The sequence below is a fragment of the Pandoraea norimbergensis genome (genome assembly GCF_001465545.3).
Lineage (GTDB): Bacteria > Pseudomonadota > Gammaproteobacteria > Burkholderiales > Burkholderiaceae > Pandoraea > Pandoraea norimbergensis.
Genome location: NZ_CP013480.3, coordinates 5,034,234 through 5,055,544, shown reverse-complemented (window position 1 = coordinate 5,055,544; position 21,311 = coordinate 5,034,234). Strand labels below are relative to the sequence as shown.

Below are 21,311 nucleotides of genomic sequence, written 5' to 3'. Positions count from 1 at the left end.
ATGCATTCCCGTCATGTCACACCCTAACGAAACTTCCGGACTTTCCTATCGCGACGCCGGCGTCGATATCGAAGCAGGCGATGCACTGGTCGAAGCGATCAAGCCGTTTGCGAAGAAAACCCTGCGCGACGGCGTGCTGGGTGGCATTGGCGGCTTCGGCGCGCTCTTCGAAGTGCCCAAGCGCTACAAGGAGCCGGTACTCGTTTCGGGCACCGACGGGGTCGGCACCAAGCTCAAGCTGGCCTTCACCCTGAACAAGCACGATACCGTGGGCCAGGATCTGGTCGCGATGAGCGTGAACGACATTCTGGTGCAAGGCGCCGAGCCGCTGTTCTTCCTCGATTACTTTGCCTGCGGCAAGCTGGACGTGGCCACCGCCGCGACCGTGGTCAAGGGCATTGCCCAAGGCTGCGAGCTGGCCGGTTGCGCGCTGATCGGCGGCGAAACGGCGGAAATGCCGAGCATGTACCCGGACGGCGAGTACGATCTGGCCGGTTTTGCGGTCGGTGCGGTGGAAAAGAGCAAGATCATCAACGGCACGACCATCGCCCCGGGCGACGTGGTGCTGGGTCTGGCCTCGTCGGGCGCGCATTCGAACGGTTATTCGCTGGTGCGCAAGATCATCGAAGTGGCCAAGCCGGATCTGGACGCCGACTTCCACGGCCAGCCGCTGCGCGACGTGCTGATGGCCCCGACGCGTATTTACGTCAAGCCGCTGCTGGCACTGATGGAAACGCTGCCGGTCAAGGGCATGGCCCACATCACGGGTGGCGGCATCGTGGAAAACATTCCGCGCGTGCTGGCCGACAACCTCACCGCCGACCTGTCGAAGGACGCGTGGACGCTGCCGCCGCTGTTCCAGTGGCTGCAAGAACACGGCAAGGTCGCCGACGCTGAAATGCACCGCGTCTTCAACTGCGGTATCGGCATGGCCGTGATCGTGTCGGCGGCGGATGCCGACGCTGCGGTCAAGCACCTCGAAGCCTCGGGCGAGACGGTCTACCGTCTGGGCACGGTCCGCGAGCGCCGCGAAGGTGAAGCGCAGACGATCGTTTCGTAAGTTTCGATCGTCTCGTAAGACACCGGGGAGGGCCCGCCCTCCCGGCAAGGAATGCAAGAAAAGCCCGCCGGGGATCTCCTCGGCGGGCTTTCTTTTTTGCAGCTTTGTCGCAGTAGCGTGCGCGTCAGCGCGTGCCGATGTCCGTCGATGGTTCGCCCAGATCAGAGGCACCGGTGCGGGGTTTGCCGCCCAGACACGCAAACACGACAGCCGCACACAGCAGGGTCACGATGGCGAGCCGGTCGAGCAGCGTCGCGAAAGCCTGTTCGTAGGCATCGCGCAATGCCGCCTCTCCCCATGCCGGAACGCTGGCTACCGCGCCACGCATGTCGCCCGCGACCAGCCGGTTGACGGCTTCACGCGCCACGTCGGGCGCCACCGCGCCGTGCAGATCGGGCAGATGCGTGCCAATCAGCGCAATCAGCACCGCCCCGACGAGCGCCAGCGCGACGCCTTCGCTTGCGACGCGCGTCGTATTGAAGATGCCCATCGCCATGCCTGCGCGCTCGGTCGGCACCACGCTCACCGACAACCCGTCCATCAGTCCCCACGGCACCGCGCTGCCCGCGCCGATTAGCAACATCGGCCATAACGCCGGATTCAGCACACCGCTGTGCAACGTGCTCGGTGCGCCTGCGGTGCGCGCGAGCCACACCAGTCCGACGGCCGCCAGCACCAACCCCGAACTGCACAACACGCCCGCAGGCATGCGCCGCGCCAGTTGTGTCGCGACGAATGGCACGACGAGCATCGGCAGCGACATGGCCATCATGCGCATCCCGGCCACGATCTCGCTGTCGCCATGCACGCCGATAAAGCGCAGCGGCAACAACACGAGCAGCACGATGTAACAGCAGCACGTGGCAATGGGCAACATCTGCACGCCGATGAAGCGCACGTAGCGAAACAGCGTCAGGTCCAGCATCGGATGCGCGACCCGCCGCTCGATGACGACGAACGCGATGGTCAGCACCAGCGCGAATACGAGCGAGCCGATGACCTCCGGTGCCGTCGCACCGATGGCGGGTGCTTGAATCACGCCGTACGTGAAGCACGCGAGCGCGCCGGTGAAAGTCAGCGTGCCGGGCCAGTCGAGCCCGGCGGCGGCCGGATCGCGTGATTCGCGCATGCAGCGTGCGCCGATACACAGCGCGAACGCGGCGATGACAGCGGTAGCGGCGAACACGCCCCGCCAACCGAAGCGCGCGATGAGCACCCCAGCGAGCAGCGGGCCGAACGCCAGCCCTACGCCGAAGGTCGTGCCCAGCAAACCGTAGGCACGCGCCCGGGCGTGTCCGTCGAAGTCTTGCGCCAATGACGCACCACCGCCCGCGAGCGTCGCAGCGGCGGCGACGCCCTGCAATGCACGCAGCCAGTCGACGGCGAGCGCCGAGTGCGACATGGCGAGGGCCAGCGAAGTGAGCAGCAAACATCCCACGCCTAGCAGGAAGATGCGTTTGCGTCCGAAGGCGTCGGCGCACGCGCCAGCGGCCATCAGGCACCCGCCGAAAGCCAGCATGAACGCGCTGGTAATCCAGCGCATCTCCAAAGCGCTGCCGTGCAATGCGGCGCCGATGGCTGGCGTGGCGACGGCACCGCCCGAAAAGCTCATCGGCAGCAGCAACGCGGCCAGACAAACGGAAAACAAGCCCAGCAGCCGGCGGCGCAATGACGCGTCGGCGGGCGGCCAAGGCTGGGAAGTGGCGATCGACATGAAGAGAGTCCTGAAGATGACGCGCTGACGCGCATCGAAACGCAGAGGGGGGGCCAGCCCATACATGCTAAAAAATCGTGAATGCGGGATAAACAGGCGAAAGGTTCGTAGATTGAGGAATAATATTCCGCAATAAGCGTCGCTCGATGGCGCTAGCGTCGAGCGGCAGCGGGCGGTGCGCCGCAATCCGAACGGGAGGGCATGAGGATGGACAATCTGGCGGAAATCACCGCGTTCGTGCGAGCGGCGGAAACGTTGAGTTTCGTGGCGGCGGGGCAGGCAACGGGGGTGTCGGCCTCGGCGGTCGGCAAGCAGATTGCGCGGCTGGAGGCGACACTCGGCGTGCGGCTTTTCCAGCGCAGCACGCGGCGCGTGAATCTCACCGAAGCCGGCCAGATGTATTACGAACGCTGCCGGCGCGTGCTCGACGAACTGGCCGATGCGCGCGCCATGCTCTCGCAGGTGTCGCAGACGCCACGCGGCAAGTTGCGCATCGGGTTGCCGGTGACGGCCTATCGATTCGTCATGCCGTTGTTGCCCGCATTCGCCGAAAAGTACCCGGAAATCGAGCTCGATCTGGATTTCGACGACCGCATTGTCGATCTGATCAAAAGCGGGCTGGACGTCGTGATTCGCAGCGGCGATCTACCGGACTCCACGCTCATGTCGCGCCGCGCGGGGCCGTTTCGCTTCGTGCTGTGCGCATCGCCCGCCTATCTTGCCAAGCACGGCACGCCGCAAACACCGAACGATCTCGAAACCCACACGTGCATCCGCTTTCGCTTTCCGACTTCCGGAAAGTTGCAGCCGTGGGCGTTCGTCGCCGATGTGTCGCGTGAGCCCAAACTGCACACGGGCCTCACGTGCAACAACATGGAGGCATTGCTGAGCGCGACCACGCACGGACTCGGCATCTCGTACATGCCCGACTTTCTCGCACGCGACGCGCTTGCGGCAGGCGAGCTTCAGGTTTTTCTCGGCGATTATCTGGAGAACCCCGGTCAGTTCTGGATGCTCTGGCCGTCGAGCCGTCATCTGTCGCCCAAGCTGCGCGTGTTTGTGGACTTCATGTGCGACCGGATGCTGTAGACGCTGGCCTCACTGTGCATCGTCAGCCGCTGTCGGACGCGCCTTGAGCCAGAGGCCGAATTCCTGCATCACGGCGACCACGGGGCGCAGGCGCTCACCGTCTGCGGTGAGTTCGTACTGAACTCTGACAGGCACCTCGGCGAACACGGTCCGCTTAACCAACCCGGCGTCTTCCAGCGCGCGCAGATCGAGCGTGAGCATGCGCTGTGAAATACCCGGTACGTCGCGCCGTAAATCATTGAATCGCTTCGGCCCGTCGAGCAGGTAGGAGACGATCAGCAATCGCCAGCGTCCACCGAGCAAACGCATCGATTCTTCGACAGAACAACCGGTCGCACTTTCCTTCATTGGGCACCTGAGTAGGTATATTTTTTGTACCTATATCACAAACATTTGCCTTCTTCTCTTTTTATACCGGGTGAGCGATAGTCGTTTCCTCACCGCCATCAGGGTTCAAAAGGAGAACGCAATGAAGCTGTATCACGCACCGGGAAGTTGTTCGCTGGCGATCTGTATCGGTTTGCAGGAGACAGGGTTGGCCGCGGAAGTAATTCGCGTCGACGCGCGCAAGCATCTGCTCAACGATGGCAGCAATTTCTACGACGTCAACGAGCTTGGCTACGTGCCGGTGCTGGAGCTCGATGATGGGACGTGCCTGCGAGAAGGCGTGGTCATCGCGCAGTATCTGGCCGATCAGCGCCCGGAAACCGGTCTGGTGCCTGCGCACGGCACGCTTGCCCGATACCGTCTGCTCGAATGGCTCAATTTCCTGAGCTCGGAGATCCACAAAGGCTTTATTCCGCTGCTGTATGCGGTGGCCGCAGGCAAGTATGTGGAGACGGCGCGCCCGAAGCTGGCGGCGCGATTCGCATGGATCGATCGTCAACTCGAAGGCCAGACATACCTCATGGGCGACTCGTTCACGGTGGCAGACGCGTACCTGTTCGCCATTACCCGCTGGGGCAATGCGAACTGGATGACATCGGTCTATAACGCCGATATCGATCTCAGCGAATACCGCCACCTGCGCGCTTGGTTCGCACGCGTTAGCGAGCGCGCATCGGTTCGCGAAGCGCTTGCGCAAGACGCGGCATAAGGCGCTTCGCCGTGGGCCCTCGCGCTCAGCGCTTCATGCGATCTTCGACCGCGCGCATCACGTCGTCGAGTGTGGTTTCCATCACCCGCACGAGGTCGTCGATCTGCGCGCTCGGTGCCGCCGAGCGGGGCGTGACGCGCAGCGTGTGGAACGGCATCGACGGCTCGAAGCGTCGCAGGACGAGATCGGAGTCGAGGAAGTCGTAGGCCGCCACCGGGTGCAGCAGGCCGATGCCGAGTTTCTCCTTGACCATCGTGCCGATGTTCACGGAGTAGCGCGCGGTGGCCACGACCTGCTCATGCAGGCGGCCCTCGATAAAGAGTTGGTCCATGCCCCAGCGCACCATGTCGGTGGGCTCGTACGAGAGGATCGGCTGCCCTTTCAGATCGGCGAGCCGTATGACCTTCTTGCGGGCCAGCGGATGACCGGCCGGCAGCGCGCAAATGGCGTCGAGCTTGGCGAACGACACGGCGTCGGTGGCAGCCACATCTTTGGTGTCGGTGAGCAGCCCGAGCGCGATCTGACGCGTGACGACCTGATCGCGAATCAGATCCGACGCCCCCGTGACCAGTGCAAGCTGCACGCTCGGATGCACCGCACGGTACCCGGCCATCACACGCGCGAAATAGCCCAACCCGAACGACACCACCGAGCCCACTCGAATCACGGCCTGATCGGGGTTGCGCAGGTTCAGCGCGAACTCGCGGATGTTCTCGAGCCCGGCGTAGCGGCGCTCCACCTCTTCGAACAAGGCCAACGCTTCGGCAGTCGGCTCCAGCCGGCCCCGTGCACGATCGAACAGCGTGAGCCGCGTCAGCCGCTCAAGGTCGGCCACCAGCCGGCTCACCGCCGACTGCGACGTGCCGAGCACTTGCGCGGCCTTGGTGGTCGTGCGCGTGAGCATCAGCGCCCGAAAGGCGTCGACGTGCCGAAAATCCATCAGGTCTCCCGAAGAGAAGGCGGGGCACACAAGTGCCCCGGCGCGTTTGCCTAAGGTGAGCAGACCCTAGAGCGCAAAAGCGTGGATTTTACCGCCCTTCATCACCATCGGAATCCGCTCGCCCTGACCCAGCAGGCAGTCGAGCGAGCGCAACGGGTCGCCGTCGACAATCAGCACGTCGGCATGGGCGCCCGGCACGATTTCACCCAACTGGCCCGACTGTCCCAACACCTCCGCACCGACCACCGTCGCACTACGCAGAATCTCGGCGGGCGAGAGCACTTCGGCGCGCAGCCGGAATTCATCCGATTGCAGCCGCTGCGACTCGCCGAGCAGATCCGAGCCGTAGCCCATCTTGACGCCCGCTTCGCGGAAGATTTCGAGCGAACGCAGCCCGGCGGCGTGCACGTCGGCAATTTTCGCAACACTGTCGTCGGGCAGACCGAGCGACTTGCCTTCGTTCGCGAGCGCGTCGTAAGTCACCAGCGTCGGTACCGCGTACGCGCCCTGTTCGGCCATGAAGCGGGCCGTCGGTGCATCGACAAGATTGCCGTGTTCAATCGTGCGCACACCGCATCGCACCGCGCGCTCGATGGCGGCGGCCGTGTAGGCGTGCGCGAGGACATACGTGCCGCGCCCGCGCGCTTCGGCCACGATGGCGCGGATCTCGTCTTCCGAATAGCCCCACGCGCCCACGGGGTCGGTTGGCGACGCCACGCCGCCCGAGGCCATGATCTTGATCTGATCGGCGCCCATTTGCAGTTCTTCGCGCACGGCGCGGCGCACCTCGTCCACGCCGTCGGCGACACGCGACAGCGCGCCCACGCGGACACAGCACGGACAAGGACCATCGGTGCCGATATAGTCGGTGCGCGGGCGGCCATCACCGTGTCCGCCGGTCTGGCTGATGGCGCGACCCGATACGAACAGGCGCGGGCCTTCAGCCAAGCCGCTTTCCACCGCGTGCTTGATCGCGTGCCCGGCGCCGCCGGCATCGCGCACGGTCGTGAAGCCGCGCCGCAACATGCCTTGCAGAATCGGCACCGACTTGAGCGTGACCAGCACGTTAGGCAGATGCGCCTGCGCCGACAGATTGAGTTGCGTGGCATGCACATGCACGTGCAGATCGATCAGTCCCGGCATGACGGTCTTGCCGCGCACGTCGATCTCTCGCGCACTCTGGCTGCGAATCGGCTTGTCCGAGACTTCCTTGATGCGGCCGTTTTCGATCAGCACCGCGTGATCACCGCGCAACTCGCCCTTGACCGGATCGAGCAACGCGCAGTTCGACAACAGAATCGACTCCATAACCTCTCCTCCCAGACGGTGTCTCTCAAGCACCGCGCACGCGTGCGATGCGTGGTGCTATGCGTATGTGTCTCGTATGTCTCTCGTATGTCTCTCGTGTACGGTCTCGCGCGCGCTCAGTCGATGGTGGCGTGGGCCAGCGTGCGCGGCGTACGCGTGAGCATTTCGGGGGTGTCGCCGGTGACGACGGAGTCGTCCAGCCGGAAGCCGCCCAGCCCGTAGACATAGATGCCCGGCTCGGCGGAATACACCTCGTTGGCGAGCAGCGGACGATGATTGAACGCCATGTCGTCGGGATATTCGTGGCCGATGATGCCCATGCCGTGCCCGGTGCGATGGCGGATGTATTCGCCGCAACCGGCCTTCTCGATGACCGCCTGCGCCGCGGCATCGATGCCCGAGACGGGTCTGCCGGTCACTGCCGCATTCACGGCAGCTTCGTTGGCAGCGCGCGCCACTTCGTAGAACTTCGCCTGATCGCTCGACGGCTTGCCGCAGAACCACGTCCGTTCGTTCTCGATCACGAGCCCGTTCAGGCGCGGGATCACGATGTTCACCAGCCCATCTCCTTCGCGGATCACCGCGCCACACGACGCGCCGTCGCCATGCGGCGAGGCCGACGCGGGGCCGGAGAGCGTCCAGCAACGCATGACTTCCAGATTCTCACCGGGGAACCGCTTCGCGCCTTCAGTGACCATCAGGGCCGCCATTGAGTAATCGAGCTCCTGCACCAGCCGTCCCGGGCGAATGTTCTCGCGATAGCGGTCCTGCACCCAGTCGGCAAGTTCGGACGCGGCGCGCATGATGGCAATCTCTTCCGCATGTTTGACCCAGCGCAGCGAGCGCATTTCGGCGAGCATCGGCACCAGCTTCGCATCGGGCAGCGACGCGCTGGCACGCGCGAGCGGGCCGCCCGCTGCATCCACACCGATGCGAGCGCCCGCGAGACCGGCGGCACGAAGACGTTCTGCAATGAGCGAGGGCACTTCGGCAAGTAACGGCAGACGCTGCGTCACACGCGGGTGTTCGGCATACAGCGAGACGCGGTCGAGATCGAGCCACAGATGTCCCCGCTCGCGCGCCATCATCAGGTGGTGCGTGGACAGCTCGTTCATGACCGCGAACGGCTCGCCGTCACGCGGTACACACACCGCAATCGGGCGCTCCCACGTCTGCACGTCGACGTGAAAATTGGTCGCCCATTGGAAAAAGTCGGCAGCGGTAAATATCAGGGCATCGACGCGCGTGTGATCCATCAGATCGTTCATCAGGTCGCGGCGGTACTGGCGGGTAGCATCGGAGAGTGTCGGCATGGCGAAATCCTTTCGATCGGTAGTGTCCGGCGCAGTCGGGTGAACAGGCCCTGAGCCGGTGGGGATCAGCACATTCAGTTCTTCAACTCAAGCAGATCAATCAGGTCATCATCGTCTTCGCGTAGCGGCGCTGAATGACCCAGTGCGAGGCGATGGCGAGCGCAAACGTCACCACCATCGAGACGAGCGAGAGCACGGCGCCGAACGGCCAGTTGTTCGCCTTCGCGATCTGGTCGTAGATGGAGGGCGTCATCATCGTGATGCCGGTGCCGCCGAGCAGTACGGGCGTCGCATAAGCGTTCATGCACAGGATGAACACGAGCATCGTGCCCGCCGCAATGCCGGGCGCTGCCATCGGCAGAATCACGCGCGTCAGCGTCTGCCGGAAGGTGGCGCCGAGATTGCGGGCGGCTTCCTCGACCGAGAAATCCATGCCCTCGAGCACGCTCTGCAACGTGAGAATCATGTACGGCAGCACGACGGCTGTGGTGCCCACGACCACGGCAAACGGCGTGTAAAGCAGGCGGATCGGCTGCGGCACGATGCCCAGCGAGACGAGCAGCGAGTTGACGAAGCCCGCGTTGCCGAGCATCACCATCCAGCCCGCCGCGCGCACCACATTGCCCACCAGCAGCGGGAACACCAGCAAGATCACCAGCAGGCTCTTGAAGCGGCTCTGCGTGCGCGCCAGCACGTAGGCAACCGGAAATCCGAGCACGAGCGCGAGCGCAGTGCACAGCGTGGCGACCTTGATGGTGGTCCACAACACCGACAGGTAATACGGATCGGTGAAGAACTTGATGTAGTTCTCGCCGGTGATGGCGGCCTGCATCATGTCGACCGGATCGAACCGGTTCAGGCTGTAGCGCAGCAGTTGCAGCCCGGGCAGCACGATCACGACCAGCACGACGAGCGTGGCGGGAAACGCCAGCGCACCGCCCGTGAAGGCGCCGCGCACCGCGCGGGCGGTGGCGGCTCGGGACGTTGGAGAGGTCGATGGGAGGCGGGTGGGCGATGGCATGGTCGGCTCAGGAGAATCTGGCGCGGCTGCGGCGTTCACAGGCCCACCTTGAATTCCTTGTTCCAGAAGTCGAGCAGCGCCGGCTTGTCGGCCGTGAATTTGGCGTAGTCGAGCTTGACCATGCGATCGAGTTCGGCGTTCGTGAAGCCCACGCTCTGTTGCAGTGCAGGCGGCAGGTTGGCGTTCTTCACGGTCGGCGCGTAGCCCATCGTTTCGGCAAAACCGATCTGCGCGCGCGGGTCGAGCATAGCGTTCAGATAGTTGAATCCGCACAGCTTCGACTGCGAGTTTTTCGGCACGGCGGCTTCGAACGTCACCGGCACGGCACCTTCCTTCGGCACCACGTATTCGATCGGCACGCCGGCCTTCTTCCATTGCAGCGCGCGGGCTTTCCACATGCAGGTGAACCAGATGTCGCCGCTCTTGAGCGCGGACGCCACGGCTTCGTTCGACGGGTACACCTTCGGTTGCTGCGACTTGCGCAACTCGCGCAGAAACTGCATGCCACCGGCGGTATCGCCATCTTTATGGCCCGCCGCGAGCGAGCTGCTCACCACGTTGAAGTTGTAGAGAATGTCGGAGAAGCCGACTTTGCCCTTGAGCTTCGGATCGAGCGCGGCCATGAACGAGTCGGGCTTCGTGCCGAGCTTTTCGGGGTTGTACACGATCACCATCGCACTGAAGATGTGCGGGATCGAGTACGGACGGCGCAGCGATTCGAGCGTGTTGGCGAGGTTTGGCACGAGCTTGGCATCGATGGGTTCGAGAATGCCCGAGCGGTTGATGTCGTACATGTCGAGGTCGGCCAGACAGGCGACGTCGAGCGAGCCGCGGCGCGACGCTTTTTCGGCGCGCAGCTTGGTCATGCGCGCGACCTGATCGGCCGAGTCGTAGGTGACCTTGCCACCGGCGGCTTCGATGATCGGCTTGCCGATGTTCTGTTCGAGCAGATTCAGATAGTCGCCGCCCCACGTGCCGACCACCACGTTCGGGCAGGCATCGGCCGCGCGTGCCGAGAGGGCTTCGAGGCCGAGCGCCGGGGCGAGCACCAGGCCGGAGGCGGTCTTGAGAAACGTGCGGCGGTTCAGGGCGTGCGTCATGTCGTCATCCTTCCTAACGTGAGGCCGAAACAAAGGGCGGCACCGGTACGGGACCGCGGGTAAGAAAGCAGAGGGTCAGGCGTTGAACAGCAGGCAGTCGCCAGGGGCGAAACACGCCTTGAGCATCTGGCCCGGCGCATACCGCCCGGCGCTGTCGCTCGCCGTGTTCGGCACGTGCGCCACCAGCATCTCGCCCTGCGGGCTCTTCAGGCGCAATTCGAGCGTGGAACCGAGATAGATCGTCTGGTCGACGGTGACGGGCACGGCGCTCTCGTTGCCGACAGGCGCATCGGTCAGGCGCAGGCGCTCGGGCCGGATGCCGAGTGTGGTGGCATCAGGCGCAGCGTTGGCGAGGGCAAATCGCTCGCCCTTGGCGGTGACGAAATGGCCATCGTTCATGCTGCCGGCGAGGAAGTTCATCTTGCCGAGAAAGTTCGCCACGAACGGGTTGGCAGGGCGCTCGTACAGGGCGTCGGCGGTGCCGATCTGCTGCACGCGGCCGTCGTGCATCACGGCCAGACGGTCGGCAATGGCGAGCGCTTCTTCCTGATCGTGGGTGACGAAAATCGTGGTCAGGCCGAGACGCTGTTGCAACGCGCGAATCTCTTCGCGCACTTCGGTGCGCAGCTTGGCGTCGAGGTTCGAGAGCGGTTCGTCGAGCAGAAAAACGTCGGGCCGGATGGCGAGCGCACGAGCAATCGCCACGCGTTGCTGCTGTCCGCCGGAGAGCTGACGCGGGTAGCGATCGGCCAGTTGGGTCAGCCGCACCATGTCGAGCGCTTCACGCACGCGGGTCGCGCGATCGGCGCTCGAGACGCGGCGCATTTCCAGCCCGAACGCGACGTTTTCCGCGACGGTCATGTGCGGAAAGAGCGCATAGCGTTGAAACACCATGCCCGTGTTGCGCCGGTGCGGCGGCAGGCGCGAGACCTCTTTGCCGCCGATCCAGATTTCACCGTCGGTCGGCTCCACAAACCCCGCGACCATGCGCAGCGTCGTGGTTTTGCCGCAGCCGCTGGGACCAAGGAAGGCGACGAGTTCGCCTTCGGCAATGTCGAGCGAGAAGTCGGCCACTGCCGCCGAGTTGCCGTATTGCTTGCGCAGACCGCGCAGACAGACGTTGGCCATGTCAGATCACCTGGCTGAGTTTGACGAAGCGATCGGTGATCAGCATGACGATGCCGAGCAACACGATCTGCGCGGCAGAGACCGCCGCAATCGTCGGGTCGAGGTTGAATTCGAGGTACTGCATGATCGCGATGGGCAGCGTGGTCTTGCCCGGACCGACGAGCGGCAGCGTGAGTTCGAGGTTCTCGAACGACACGATGAAGCTGAACAACACGGCGGCGACGATGGCCGGGCGCAGCATCGGCAGCGTGACGCGCCAGAGCGTGCGCCACGGGCCTGCACCGAGGTTGCGCGCGGCCTCTTCAATAGTGCCGTCGATCTGCGCGAGGCTCGCGCCCACGAGACGCATCGTCCACGGAATGGTCAGGCAGATGTGCGCGACGACCAGACCGGTGAAGGTGCCGACGATATCCACATCGAAGATGTTTTCGGCGCGCAGATAGAACAGATAGGTCGCAATGCCAGCAACGATGCCGGGCACGACCAGCGGCAGCAGCAAGATGTTGCCGAGCGTGCGGCGGCCGGGGAAACGATAACGGGCGAGTGCAAGTGACGCGGCTACGCCAAGAATGACGCCGCCGATGGCAGCGCACGCAGCGAGTTGCAGCGAGAGGAGGAAACCGTTGGCGAACGCGGCATTGCGCCACGCGTTGGCGTACCACGACAGCGTGTAGCCGCTGGGCGGGAAGGTGATGATCGCGTCTTTGAAGAAGCTCAGCCAGATCACGAAAATCAACGGGCTGAGCATGAACAGGTAGATCAGCGTGACACCCGCACGCACGGCCCATTTGCCGATCGAAATGCCGCGCGGCTTGCCTGCCGGTAACCGTAGCGTGTCGCTTGGCGCACCGCCTTGCAGCGCGCCCGGCACCCCACTCTGTTCCATCGAAGTCTGCGTCATTGGCACCCTTCCCGGTATCGTGGATTCGATGCAATTTTGAATTGATCGAAACGTTGATATGCAAATTAGCATATCAAAATCGACATGCAAACCGGAAAGCTGTCAGGGTTTCAACGGAGGCGGGAGAGGTATTCAGAATGCGTTCCGCACAGCGGCATGGCGGAACGCGGGCAGGTGAGTTTTGACTCGGACTTGCGTCAGTCTTGCCAGAGTTGGCGCACGGTGGCGAGCGCGCGTTGCGGCGCGTCGCTGGCGGTGCAGTCGACGATATGACGCTCGGGCATCGAGCGCAGCCACGTGAGCTGACGCTTGCACAACTGGCGCGTGGCGAAGACGCCCTTGTCGCGCATGGTGTCGTAATCGGTTTCGCCGTCGAGGTATTCCCACACCTGACGGTAGCCCACGCAGCGCATCGACGGCAGGCCCGGATCGAGGTCGCCGCGCGCGCGCAGACGCTCCACTTCTTCGATGAAACCGGCAGCGAGCATCAGGCGAAAACGCTCGGCAATGCGTGTGTGCAACACCGCGCGATCGCTCGGTTCCAGCGCGACGGGAATGAAGGTGTGTGGCGATGCTTCGGCAGGGGCCTGCGCCTGTTCGGCGAGCCACTGCGACATCGGCTTGCCTGACAGCTCGAAGATTTCCAGCGCGCGTTGAACACGTTGCGAATCGTTCGGTGCGAGACGCGCGGCTGTGATCGGATCGACAGCGGCCAATCGTGCATGCATGGCGGGCCAGCCGTCGCGTGCGGCTTCTTCATCGAGGCGTGCACGCACGTCGGCGTCAGCGGACGGCAGCGGCGACAAGCCCTGCGTGAGCGCCTTGTAGTAGAGCATGGTGCCGCCCACGAGCAGCGGCCGGCGACCGCGCGCGGTGATCTCGTCGACCAGACGCAGCGTGTCGTTGCGAAACTGGGCTGCCGAGTAGGCGTCGCGCGGATCGATGATGTCGATCAGGTGATGCGGCACAGCGGCGAGCTCGGCGGCGCTGGGCTTGGCCGTGCCGATGTCCATCTCGCGATAGACGAGGGCGGAGTCGACGCTGATGATTTCGATCGGCGTGTCTTGCGCGAGCGCAAGCGCGGCAGCGGTCTTGCCGGAGGCCGTCGGGCCCAGCAGGCAGATGATCGGGGGCGGGTGATTCATGGACTTCCGGATACCTTGTCGTGCTTTGTGCTGCAACTCAACGGCCGCGCATGAACAGTTTGTCGAGATCGCTCAGCGTGAGCTGATACCACGTGGGACGGCCGTGATTGCACTGGTCGGCGCGCTCGGTCGCTTCCATCTGGCGCAGCAGGGCGTTCATTTCCTCATGCGTCAGACGCCGGTTGGCACGCACGGCACTGTGGCAAGCCAGTGTGCCGAGCAACTCGTGCTGACGTTCGGTGAGCACACGCGAGCCGCCGTACTGACGCAGATCGGCGAGGACGGCGCGGGCCAGCGCTTGCGCATCGGCCCCGTCGAGCAACGCGGGAATGGCGCGCACGGCGAGCGTTGTCGGCGACATGGCGGCGAGATCGAAACCGAGGGCTTTCAAGGTTTCCTGATGCTCTTCGGTCGTGCCGATTTCCACCGGGTCGGCGAAGAACGTCACCGGGATGAGCAACGGCTGCACCGGCACGACGCGCTCGATCAGCGCGTGCTTGAACTGTTCGTACAGAATGCGCTCGTGCGCGGCATGCATGTCGACCAGCACCAGCCCGTAAGCGTTCTGCGCGAGGATGTAGATGCCGTGCAGTTGGCCGAGGGCGAAGCCGAGCGGCTGTTCGAGCTGCATGGCGTCAGGCGTGGCACCTGCCGTCATGCCGTCGGTCATTGACGCGCCAGTCGCATCCGTGGCTGAGCCCGGGGCGCCGAGCGAGCCGTAAGCCGACGCCGGGGCATCGGTGACGCCGGGTTGGCCGTAAGGGCGCGGCGCAGGCGGCGCGGCGCGTCCGAATAGGTTGTCGTAGACCGAGAGCGGCTGTGCGACCGGCAGCGTGCCTTGTTGCGCGCGCGGATTCCAGTTACTGCCGCCCGGGGTGCCGAAACCGGCGGCCGGGCGTGCGCCCATGAAGCCGAAGCCTCCGCCATTGTTGCCATTCCCTGCGGCGAGACCACCGCCTTCGGTGACATGCGCAGCGTGGGTCGCGCCGCCACTGCCGGCGGCGCGTGCGAGCGCACGCTGCACCGCGTGAAAGACGAACTGGTGCACGCTGCGCGCATCGCGAAAACGCACTTCGATTTTCGACGGATGCACGTTCACGTCGACCAGTTGCGGCGGCAGTTCGAAATACAGCACGTACGCGGGATAACGGTCGCCATGCAGCACGTCTTCATAGGCGGCGCGCACGGCGTGCGTGAGCAGCTTGTCGCGCACAAAGCGGCCGTTCACGAAGAAATACTGCTGATCGGCGCGGCCACGGCTCGCCGTGGGCAGCCCCACGAAACCGGACAGGCGCAGCTCGGCCGCGCCTTCGTCCAGTGCGAGGTGAGCATCGGCGAAGTCGTTGCCGAGCACGCGCGAGACCCGCGTGGCGGCGTCCGACACATTCCAGTGCTCGACCGCACGGTTGTTATGCAGGATCGAGAAGCCGACGTCGGGGCGCGCGAGTGCGCTGCGACGAATGACATCCATGCAGTGGCCGAATTCGGTCTGCTCGGTCTTGAGGAATTTTCGGCGCGCGGGGGTATTGAAGTACAGGTCGCGCACATCGACCGTGGTGCCGACCGGCCCGGCGGCGGGCGTCAGCGCGCCGGTATTGCCGTCGATGGCTGTGGCGTGAGGGGCGTCGATCTGGCGGCTCGACAGCGTGAGCTGGGCCACCGAGGCGATGGACGCCAGCGCTTCACCGCGAAACCCGAGGGTGAGCACCGATTCCAGTTCGTCGAGCGTGCGAATCTTGCTGGTGGCGTGACGCGTGAGTGCCAGTGGCAATTGCTCGGAGGACATGCCGCCGCCATCGTCGGTAATCGCGATACGGCGCACGCCGCCTTCTTCTAGCTTGATTTGGAGCGCGCGGGCACCGGCGTCGAGGGCGTTCTCAAGCAGTTCCTTGACCACCGAGGCGGGCCGTTCGACCACTTCGCCGGCGGCAATCTGGCTGATCAACTGGTCGGGGAGGACGCGGATGGCCCGGGCGGGCGCCAGAGCGGCCGGAATGGGGCCGGGCAGGCGTGCCGGGCGCTCGGCTTGATCAGCGTCGGCGGCACCGTTGGCGGTGTCACCGGGGGCACCGGCGAGGCGCTCGGCAGCGGAATTTGAGGTCGGGGTGGCAGACATGGGAACCATTATAAAGGTTGCCCTCAAAGACATAGGTCGGTCTGTGTTTCAGCCTGCAATACCTAACTTGACGCTAATAAAAGCCCTATATAGTGCAGTCATAGGAAGGTCGGGGCAGGGCCCGGTGTGGCTGAAGGGAACCGACAGCCGGTGAGCGGGGGGTTTTTGCCGCCATTGGCACTTAACGACGCCCGATGAATGCGCTGGTATGATGCGATTCGTCGTACGCCCGTGGGGACGGGCTGGCATCCTTTATCTTGAGGAATCGTCTTGGATACTTTGGTGCAGTTGCTGGAGATGGTGCTCCACATCGATAAGCATTTGGGTGTGTTTATCGATCAGTACGGAAACTGGGTCTATCTGTTCCTGTTCCTGATCGTGTTTGTCGAGACGGGGCTGGTGCTGTTCCCGTTCCTGCCGGGCGATTCCCTGCTGTTCATCGGCGGCGCGTTTGCCGCGACGGGTGCCATGGACCCGTGGTTGCTCGGCGTGCTGCTCTTTATTGCAGCGATCACCGGCAATACGCTCAATTACTGGATCGGCTCGAAGATCGGGCCGCGCGTGTACGAGAAGAACTGGCGTTTTCTCGATCGCGACGCGCTGCGCAAGACGCACGATTTCTACGAACACCACGGCGGCAAGACCATCGTGATGGCGCGTTTCGTGCCGGTGGTGCGCACGTTCGCCCCGTTCGTGGCAGGCGTGTCGGCCATGCCGTGGGCACGCTTCCAGCTCTATAACGTGCTGGGCGCGGCGATCTGGGTGGTGCTGCTCGTGGGCGGTGGCTACGTGTTCGGCAACCTGCCGATCGTCAAGCAGTACCTGAACGTGATCGTGCTGGTGGGCATCAGCGCAGCCGTGGTGCCGATCGCACTGGGCGCGCTGTGGAAGATGTTCACGCGCGGCCGTCGCCGTGTGCCGCAAAGCCAGGGCGAGTGATCGCCTGACGGTGCGGTGGCGGGGCGATCATCCTCACCCGCCAAGCTTCAGACATAAAAATGGCGCGTCCCTCGGGGCGCGCCATTTTCGTTTGCCATGCCGGTCTTCGGAGACGGGTCGGCGGAGTTCAGGCGGTGCGGTTCTTCGCCAGCGGCGGGTTCTTCGCGAAATACGCCTTGATGCCGGTGAGCAGCGCGTTGGCCAGCTTCTCCTGATAGGCCGGGTCGTTGAGCCGCTGTTCTTCATCGGGATTGCTGATGAAGGCGGTCTCGACCAGCACCGAGGGGATGTCCGGTGCTTTGAGCACGGCAAACGACGCTTGTTCGACGCGGCCGCTGTGCAAGCGGTTCAGGCCGCCAATCTGCTTGAGCAGGGCATCGCCAAACACCTTGCTGTCGCGAATCTGCGCCGTGGTCGACATGTCGAGCAACGCGTGCGCCACCGTGCGGTCGTTGGTCTTGATGTTCACGCCGCCGATCAGGTCGGACGCGTTCTGTGTCTTTTCGAGCAAGCGCGCCGTGGCACTGGTGGCACCACGCTCGGACAGTGCAAACACCGACGAGCCGTTGGCCGCCGGTGAGGTGAACGCGTCGGCGTGAATCGACATGAACAGGTCGGCGTCCACGCGGCGGGCCTTCTGCACGCGCACGCCGAGCGGCACGAAGAAGTCGGCATCGCGGGTCATCATCGCGCGCATATTGGGCTGCGCATCGATCTTGTCGCGCAGGCGCTTGGCGATCTGCAACACCACATGCTTCTCGTACGAGCCCTTGCTGCCGATGGCGCCCGGGTCTTCCCCGCCATGGCCGGGATCGAGGGCGATGGTGAGCAGCCGGGCCGTTTTCGGGCCGCGCGAGGGCGGCGGTGCGATGGACAGACCGTCGTCATCGTCGTCGTTACGCTGCGCGAGCGGCGGGGTCTTCTCCGGGGCCGGGCGGGGCGGGCGCGTCGACGAGGACGGCGTGGGCGGACGTGACGGGGCGGCGTTGCCGGCATCACGCTGGGCATATTGCTGGAAGAACGCCTCGCTCTCTTCAGTGCTCGGTGTGCCGCCCGAGGACGGCGCCGGGCCCTGCTGCGCGAGCGCTTCGGCCTTGCGGCCGGACTTCGCGAGCAGCTCCATGAGCGGATCGGGTTCCACTGCCGGATACAGATCAAACACCGTGCGGTACTTGTAGCCCGCGACCGGCGGCAGCGTGAACGACTGCGGCTTCACGCCGGCCTTCAGGTCGAAGACCATGCGCACCACGCCGGGCTTGAACTGCCCCACGCGCACTTGCGCGATTTGCGGGTCGTTCGGCTGAATCTTGGCGACGAGATCGCGCAGCGTCGGGCTCAGATCCACTTCATCGAGATCGATGACGAAGCGGTTCGGACTCTCCATCAACTGCTGCTGGAACTTGACCGGGTTGTCGGTCTCGAGCGTCACACGTGTGTAGTCTTTCGCAGGCCACACGCGCACCGCGACGATGGCGTTGGCAAAAGCGAAGCGGGGGCCGGTGAGGGCGAGGATCAGCGTCGATGCGCCGGCGCGCAATGCGCGGCGGCGGCCGGCATTGGGCGAGGAGGCGTCGTCGGTACGGGCGAAGCGTTTGATCAGCATGAGTTCAGGCAAGCCAGGCCGGCCGGCGTGTAGGCGCTCGTCGTGAGACGTCGGCCATCGCCAACTGGTTCCAGCCAAAGGCGTAAATCGGGGGTGCCCAGCAGACCGCCGGCTTTCTCGGGCCATTCGACCAGACACAGGGCGTCGCCGGCAAAATGCTCGCGAAAGCCCGTGTCGTGCCATTCGGCCGGATCGGCAAAGCGGTACAGGTCGAAATGATAGACCGGCAATACACCCTGCGGCGTGTCGATGTTGTACGGTTCACACAGCGCATACGTCGGGCTTTTGACGCGGCCGTGGTGGCCCAGCGCGCGCAGTACCGCACGCACCAGCGTGGTCTTGCCGGCACCGAGATCGCCCGAGAGCTGCACGTGCAGGCCCGCGTGGGCGGCGTCGGTGTGGGCCATGCGCGAGACGATGGCGTGCGCGAGTGCCGCTGCGAAGGCTTCGGTGGCAGCTTCGTCGGGGAGCGCAAAAATGCGCTCGCCCAGTGGCGCGGACGCTGTGTGATCGGGCATTGCGTAAAATAGAGTCGATGAAAGCTTCCGTGATTTTCCCCGCTCCCGCCGCACAAGTCGAGCCATCGGCACTGCCGGATGGGCCCGAAGTGTCGCCCTCGCGCGACAATACGGCGATTGTTTCGCTCAGTGCAGCGCAACTGTCGACGCTCGCGGGTCAAATTCGCACGTGGGCGCATGAACTCGGCTTCGGCGAAGTCGGCATCACGGACACCGATCTCTCGCACGCCGAACCGGGTTTGCAACAGTGGCTCGACGACGGCTGTCACGGCGATATGGACTATATGGCCGCGCACGGCATGAAGCGGGCCCGTCCCGCCGAACTCGTGCCCGGCACGGTGCGCGTGATCAGCGCGCGCATGAATTACCTTCCCCAAGACACCGACATGACCACCTGGCGCGCGCACGAAGCGGCGCGTCAGCATATGCCGGGCGAAGCGGTGGTGTCGATCTATGCGCGTGGTCGCGACTATCACAAGGTGATGCGCAATCGCTTGCAGCAACTTGCCGACCGGGTTTCGCAGGCCATCGGGCCGTTCGGGTATCGCGTGTTCACCGATTCGGCACCCGTGCTGGAAGTGGAACTCGCACAGAAGGCCGGTCTCGGCTGGCGAGGCAAGCACACCCTGCTGCTCTCGCGCGATGCGGGATCGTTGTTCTTTCTCGGCGAAATTTTCGTGGACGTGCCGCTGCCTGTCGATGAAGGCGCGTCGCGCGGCGAGCACTGCGGCCAGTGCCAGCGATGCCGCGATGTGTGTCCGACCGGGGCGATCACCGAGGCCTATCGTGTGGATGCGCGACTGTGCGTGTCGTATCTGACGATCGAACATAAGGGCGCGATTCCCGAACCGTTGCGCGCCAAGATGGGCAATCGCATCTACGGCTGCGACGATTGTCAGCTTTTCTGTCCGTGGAACAAGTTCGCGCAGCCGTCGCCGTTGCCCGATTTCGATCCGCGCAACGGTCTCGATCGCGCGTCGTTGGTGGAATTGTTCGCGTGGACCGAAGACGAGTTTCTTGCGCGGCTGCAAGGCAGCCCGATTCGCCGCATCGGCCACGAGCGATGGCTGCGCAATCTGGCGGTCGGGCTGGGGAATGCGCTGCGTGAGGTCAGCGCACCGGGTGAGATCGCGAACGAAAGTGCCCGCAAGCCGCTGCGCGACGCACTCGCGGCGCGCATGGATCACCCCTCCGCGCTGGTGCGCGAACATGTGCAATGGGCACTGGCTCAGGAAGGAGCGACGCTTTGACGACGCGCGGCAAAAAGACCCCGGCGGCTGGGATCGATCCGGCCGTCGATTTCGATGACGACGAGCCGTTCGAGCAGGCGGCCATCGGCGATTTGGACGAGACGGCCGACGCCGACATGCACGCGGATGAAGTGCTCGAATTCGACGCGCAGGGTGCCGCCTATGTGCGCAGCGCCACGCTCATCGACCAGTTCTGCGACACGATCTGGCTCGAAGACGGGCTCTCGCGCAATACGCTCGACGCTTACCGGCGCGATATGCGCCTGTTCGCCGAATGGCTGGCAGCCAAGCACGACATGGCGCTCGATGGCGTCGACGAGGCGGCACTGTCGGCGTATCTCGCCTGGCGCCGTGAGAGTCTGGCCAGTAGCGTGAATCGCCGGTTGTCGGTGTTCAAGCGGTTTTATCACTGGGCGCTGCGCGAGCACATCGTGCATGTGGACCCGTGCCTGCGCATTGCCTCGGCCAAACGCGCACAGCGCTTGCCGTCGACATTGTCCGAAGCGCAGGTCGAAGCGCTGCTGGGGGCGCCCGATCTCGCTCAGCCGCTCGGCTTGCGCGACCGCGCGATGCTGGAACTGATGTACGCCAGTGGTTTGCGTGTGTCGGAGCTGGTCGCGCTCAAGACCATTGAAGTGGGTCTCAACGAGGGTGTGCTGCGCATCTTCGGCAAAGGCGCGAAGGAACGGCTGGTGCCGTTTGGCGATGAGGCTAGTGGGTGGCTGACGCGCTATCTCGCGGAGAGTCGCGGCGTGCTGCTCGCGGGCCGAGCCTGCGACACGTTGTTTGTTACCCAACGGGGCGACGGCATGACGCGGCAGGCCTTCTGGTATCTGATCAAACGCTACGCTCAGCTCGCGGACATTCACGCACCGCTCTCGCCGCACACGTTGCGTCACGCGTTCGCCACGCATCTGATCAATCACGGCGCTGACCTGCGCGTGGTGCAATTGCTGCTTGGGCACGCGGATATCTCCACCACGCAGATCTACACGCACGTGGCGCGCGAACGATTGAAGTCGCTGCACGCGCAACATCATCCGCGCGGCTAAACGAATTCAGCCGTCGCT

19 protein-coding genes are annotated in these 21,311 nt (G+C 64.4%); 6 read left to right on the top strand and 13 right to left on the bottom strand.

Annotated elements, in window-relative coordinates; translation table 11 throughout:
* Positions 1–13 precede the first annotated feature (13 nt).
* Positions 14–1,060, top strand: a complete 1,047-nt coding sequence (gene purM / locus AT302_RS22045) for a phosphoribosylformylglycinamidine cyclo-ligase (protein WP_058375851.1) — start codon at positions 14–16, stop codon at positions 1,058–1,060.
* 124 nt (positions 1,061–1,184) lie between these two features.
* Here purM and AT302_RS22040 read toward each other — a convergent pair whose 3' ends face one another.
* Entirely contained in the window at positions 1,185–2,774 is a 1,590-nt protein-coding gene (locus AT302_RS22040; RefSeq protein ID WP_058375850.1) for an MFS transporter, read from the bottom strand.
* A gap of 207 nt (positions 2,775–2,981) precedes the next feature.
* Here AT302_RS22040 and AT302_RS22035 point away from each other — a divergent pair, with 207 nt between their 5' ends.
* A complete protein-coding gene (locus AT302_RS22035) occupies positions 2,982–3,863 on the top strand; it encodes a LysR substrate-binding domain-containing protein (protein WP_058375849.1) in 882 nt (293 codons plus the stop codon).
* 9 nt (positions 3,864–3,872) lie between these two features.
* Here AT302_RS22035 and AT302_RS22030 read toward each other — a convergent pair whose 3' ends face one another.
* Complete coding sequence (locus AT302_RS22030) at positions 3,873–4,211, bottom strand: winged helix-turn-helix transcriptional regulator (RefSeq protein ID WP_058375848.1); 339 nt, start codon at positions 4,209–4,211, stop codon at positions 3,873–3,875.
* A 121-nt stretch (positions 4,212–4,332) separates the two neighbouring features.
* On the opposite strand from AT302_RS22030, the gene gstA reads away from it, so the two are divergent.
* Positions 4,333–4,959, top strand: a complete 627-nt coding sequence (gene gstA, locus AT302_RS22025) for a glutathione transferase GstA (protein ID WP_058375847.1) — start codon at positions 4,333–4,335, stop codon at positions 4,957–4,959.
* Positions 4,960–4,984: 25 nt separating this feature from the next.
* Here the strand turns inward: gstA and AT302_RS22020 are convergent, their stop codons facing one another.
* The 9 genes from AT302_RS22020 to mutL form a co-directional block, all read right to left on the bottom strand.
* On the bottom strand, positions 4,985–5,899 hold the full coding sequence (locus AT302_RS22020; protein ID WP_058375846.1) for a LysR substrate-binding domain-containing protein: 915 nt from the start codon (positions 5,897–5,899) through the stop codon (positions 4,985–4,987).
* Between the two features lie 66 nt (positions 5,900–5,965).
* On the bottom strand, positions 5,966–7,207 hold the full coding sequence (locus tag AT302_RS22015; RefSeq protein ID WP_058375845.1) for a metal-dependent hydrolase family protein: 1,242 nt from the start codon (positions 7,205–7,207) through the stop codon (positions 5,966–5,968).
* Positions 7,208–7,323: 116 nt separating this feature from the next.
* Positions 7,324–8,520: a M24 family metallopeptidase gene (locus AT302_RS22010; RefSeq protein WP_058375844.1), complete on the bottom strand. Its 1,197-nt coding sequence runs from the start codon at positions 8,518–8,520 to the stop codon at positions 7,324–7,326.
* Positions 8,521–8,620: 100 nt separating this feature from the next.
* Positions 8,621–9,541 (bottom strand): ABC transporter permease, encoded by a 921-nt coding sequence (locus AT302_RS22005; protein WP_237171990.1) that lies wholly within the window; start codon positions 9,539–9,541, stop codon positions 8,621–8,623.
* 35 nt (positions 9,542–9,576) lie between these two features.
* Entirely contained in the window at positions 9,577–10,641 is a 1,065-nt protein-coding gene (locus AT302_RS22000; protein ID WP_058375842.1) for an extracellular solute-binding protein, read from the bottom strand.
* Between the two features lie 75 nt (positions 10,642–10,716).
* The gene (locus tag AT302_RS21995; protein ID WP_058375841.1) at positions 10,717–11,769 is read right to left on the bottom strand and encodes an ABC transporter ATP-binding protein; all 1,053 of its coding nucleotides are present in this window, start codon (positions 11,767–11,769) and stop codon (positions 10,717–10,719) included.
* 1 nt (position 11,770) lies between these two features.
* The gene (locus AT302_RS21990; protein ID WP_084656389.1) at positions 11,771–12,670 is read right to left on the bottom strand and encodes an ABC transporter permease; all 900 of its coding nucleotides are present in this window, start codon (positions 12,668–12,670) and stop codon (positions 11,771–11,773) included.
* 197 nt (positions 12,671–12,867) lie between these two features.
* On the bottom strand, positions 12,868–13,815 hold the full coding sequence (gene miaA, locus AT302_RS21985; protein WP_058375840.1) for a tRNA (adenosine(37)-N6)-dimethylallyltransferase MiaA: 948 nt from the start codon (positions 13,813–13,815) through the stop codon (positions 12,868–12,870).
* Positions 13,816–13,852: 37 nt separating this feature from the next.
* Complete coding sequence (mutL, locus tag AT302_RS21980) at positions 13,853–15,931, bottom strand: DNA mismatch repair endonuclease MutL (protein ID WP_237171989.1); 2,079 nt, start codon at positions 15,929–15,931, stop codon at positions 13,853–13,855.
* Positions 15,932–16,201: 270 nt separating this feature from the next.
* Between mutL and AT302_RS21975 the strand changes: the two genes are divergently transcribed.
* Positions 16,202–16,870, top strand: a complete 669-nt coding sequence (locus tag AT302_RS21975) for a VTT domain-containing protein (RefSeq protein ID WP_058375839.1) — start codon at positions 16,202–16,204, stop codon at positions 16,868–16,870.
* A gap of 127 nt (positions 16,871–16,997) precedes the next feature.
* On the opposite strand, the gene AT302_RS21970 is transcribed toward AT302_RS21975, so the two are convergent.
* Both AT302_RS21970 and tsaE read right to left on the bottom strand, forming a co-directional pair.
* Entirely contained in the window at positions 16,998–18,485 is a 1,488-nt protein-coding gene (locus tag AT302_RS21970; protein ID WP_157125850.1) for an N-acetylmuramoyl-L-alanine amidase, read from the bottom strand.
* Positions 18,467–18,991 carry a tRNA (adenosine(37)-N6)-threonylcarbamoyltransferase complex ATPase subunit type 1 TsaE gene (tsaE, locus tag AT302_RS21965; RefSeq protein WP_058375837.1) on the bottom strand — a complete coding sequence of 175 codons (525 nt, stop codon included), beginning with the start codon at positions 18,989–18,991 and terminating at the stop codon, positions 18,467–18,469. Before tsaE ends, AT302_RS21970 begins: the two co-directional genes overlap by 19 nt.
* A 17-nt stretch (positions 18,992–19,008) precedes the next feature.
* Between tsaE and queG the strand changes: the two genes are divergently transcribed.
* Both queG and xerD read left to right on the top strand, forming a co-directional pair.
* Positions 19,009–20,241: a tRNA epoxyqueuosine(34) reductase QueG gene (queG, locus tag AT302_RS21960; protein WP_084656388.1), complete on the top strand. Its 1,233-nt coding sequence runs from the start codon at positions 19,009–19,011 to the stop codon at positions 20,239–20,241.
* A gap of 116 nt (positions 20,242–20,357) precedes the next feature.
* Complete coding sequence (xerD, locus tag AT302_RS21955; protein WP_157125960.1) at positions 20,358–21,293, top strand: site-specific tyrosine recombinase XerD; 936 nt, start codon at positions 20,358–20,360, stop codon at positions 21,291–21,293.
* Positions 21,294–21,311: the final 18 nt, after the last annotated feature.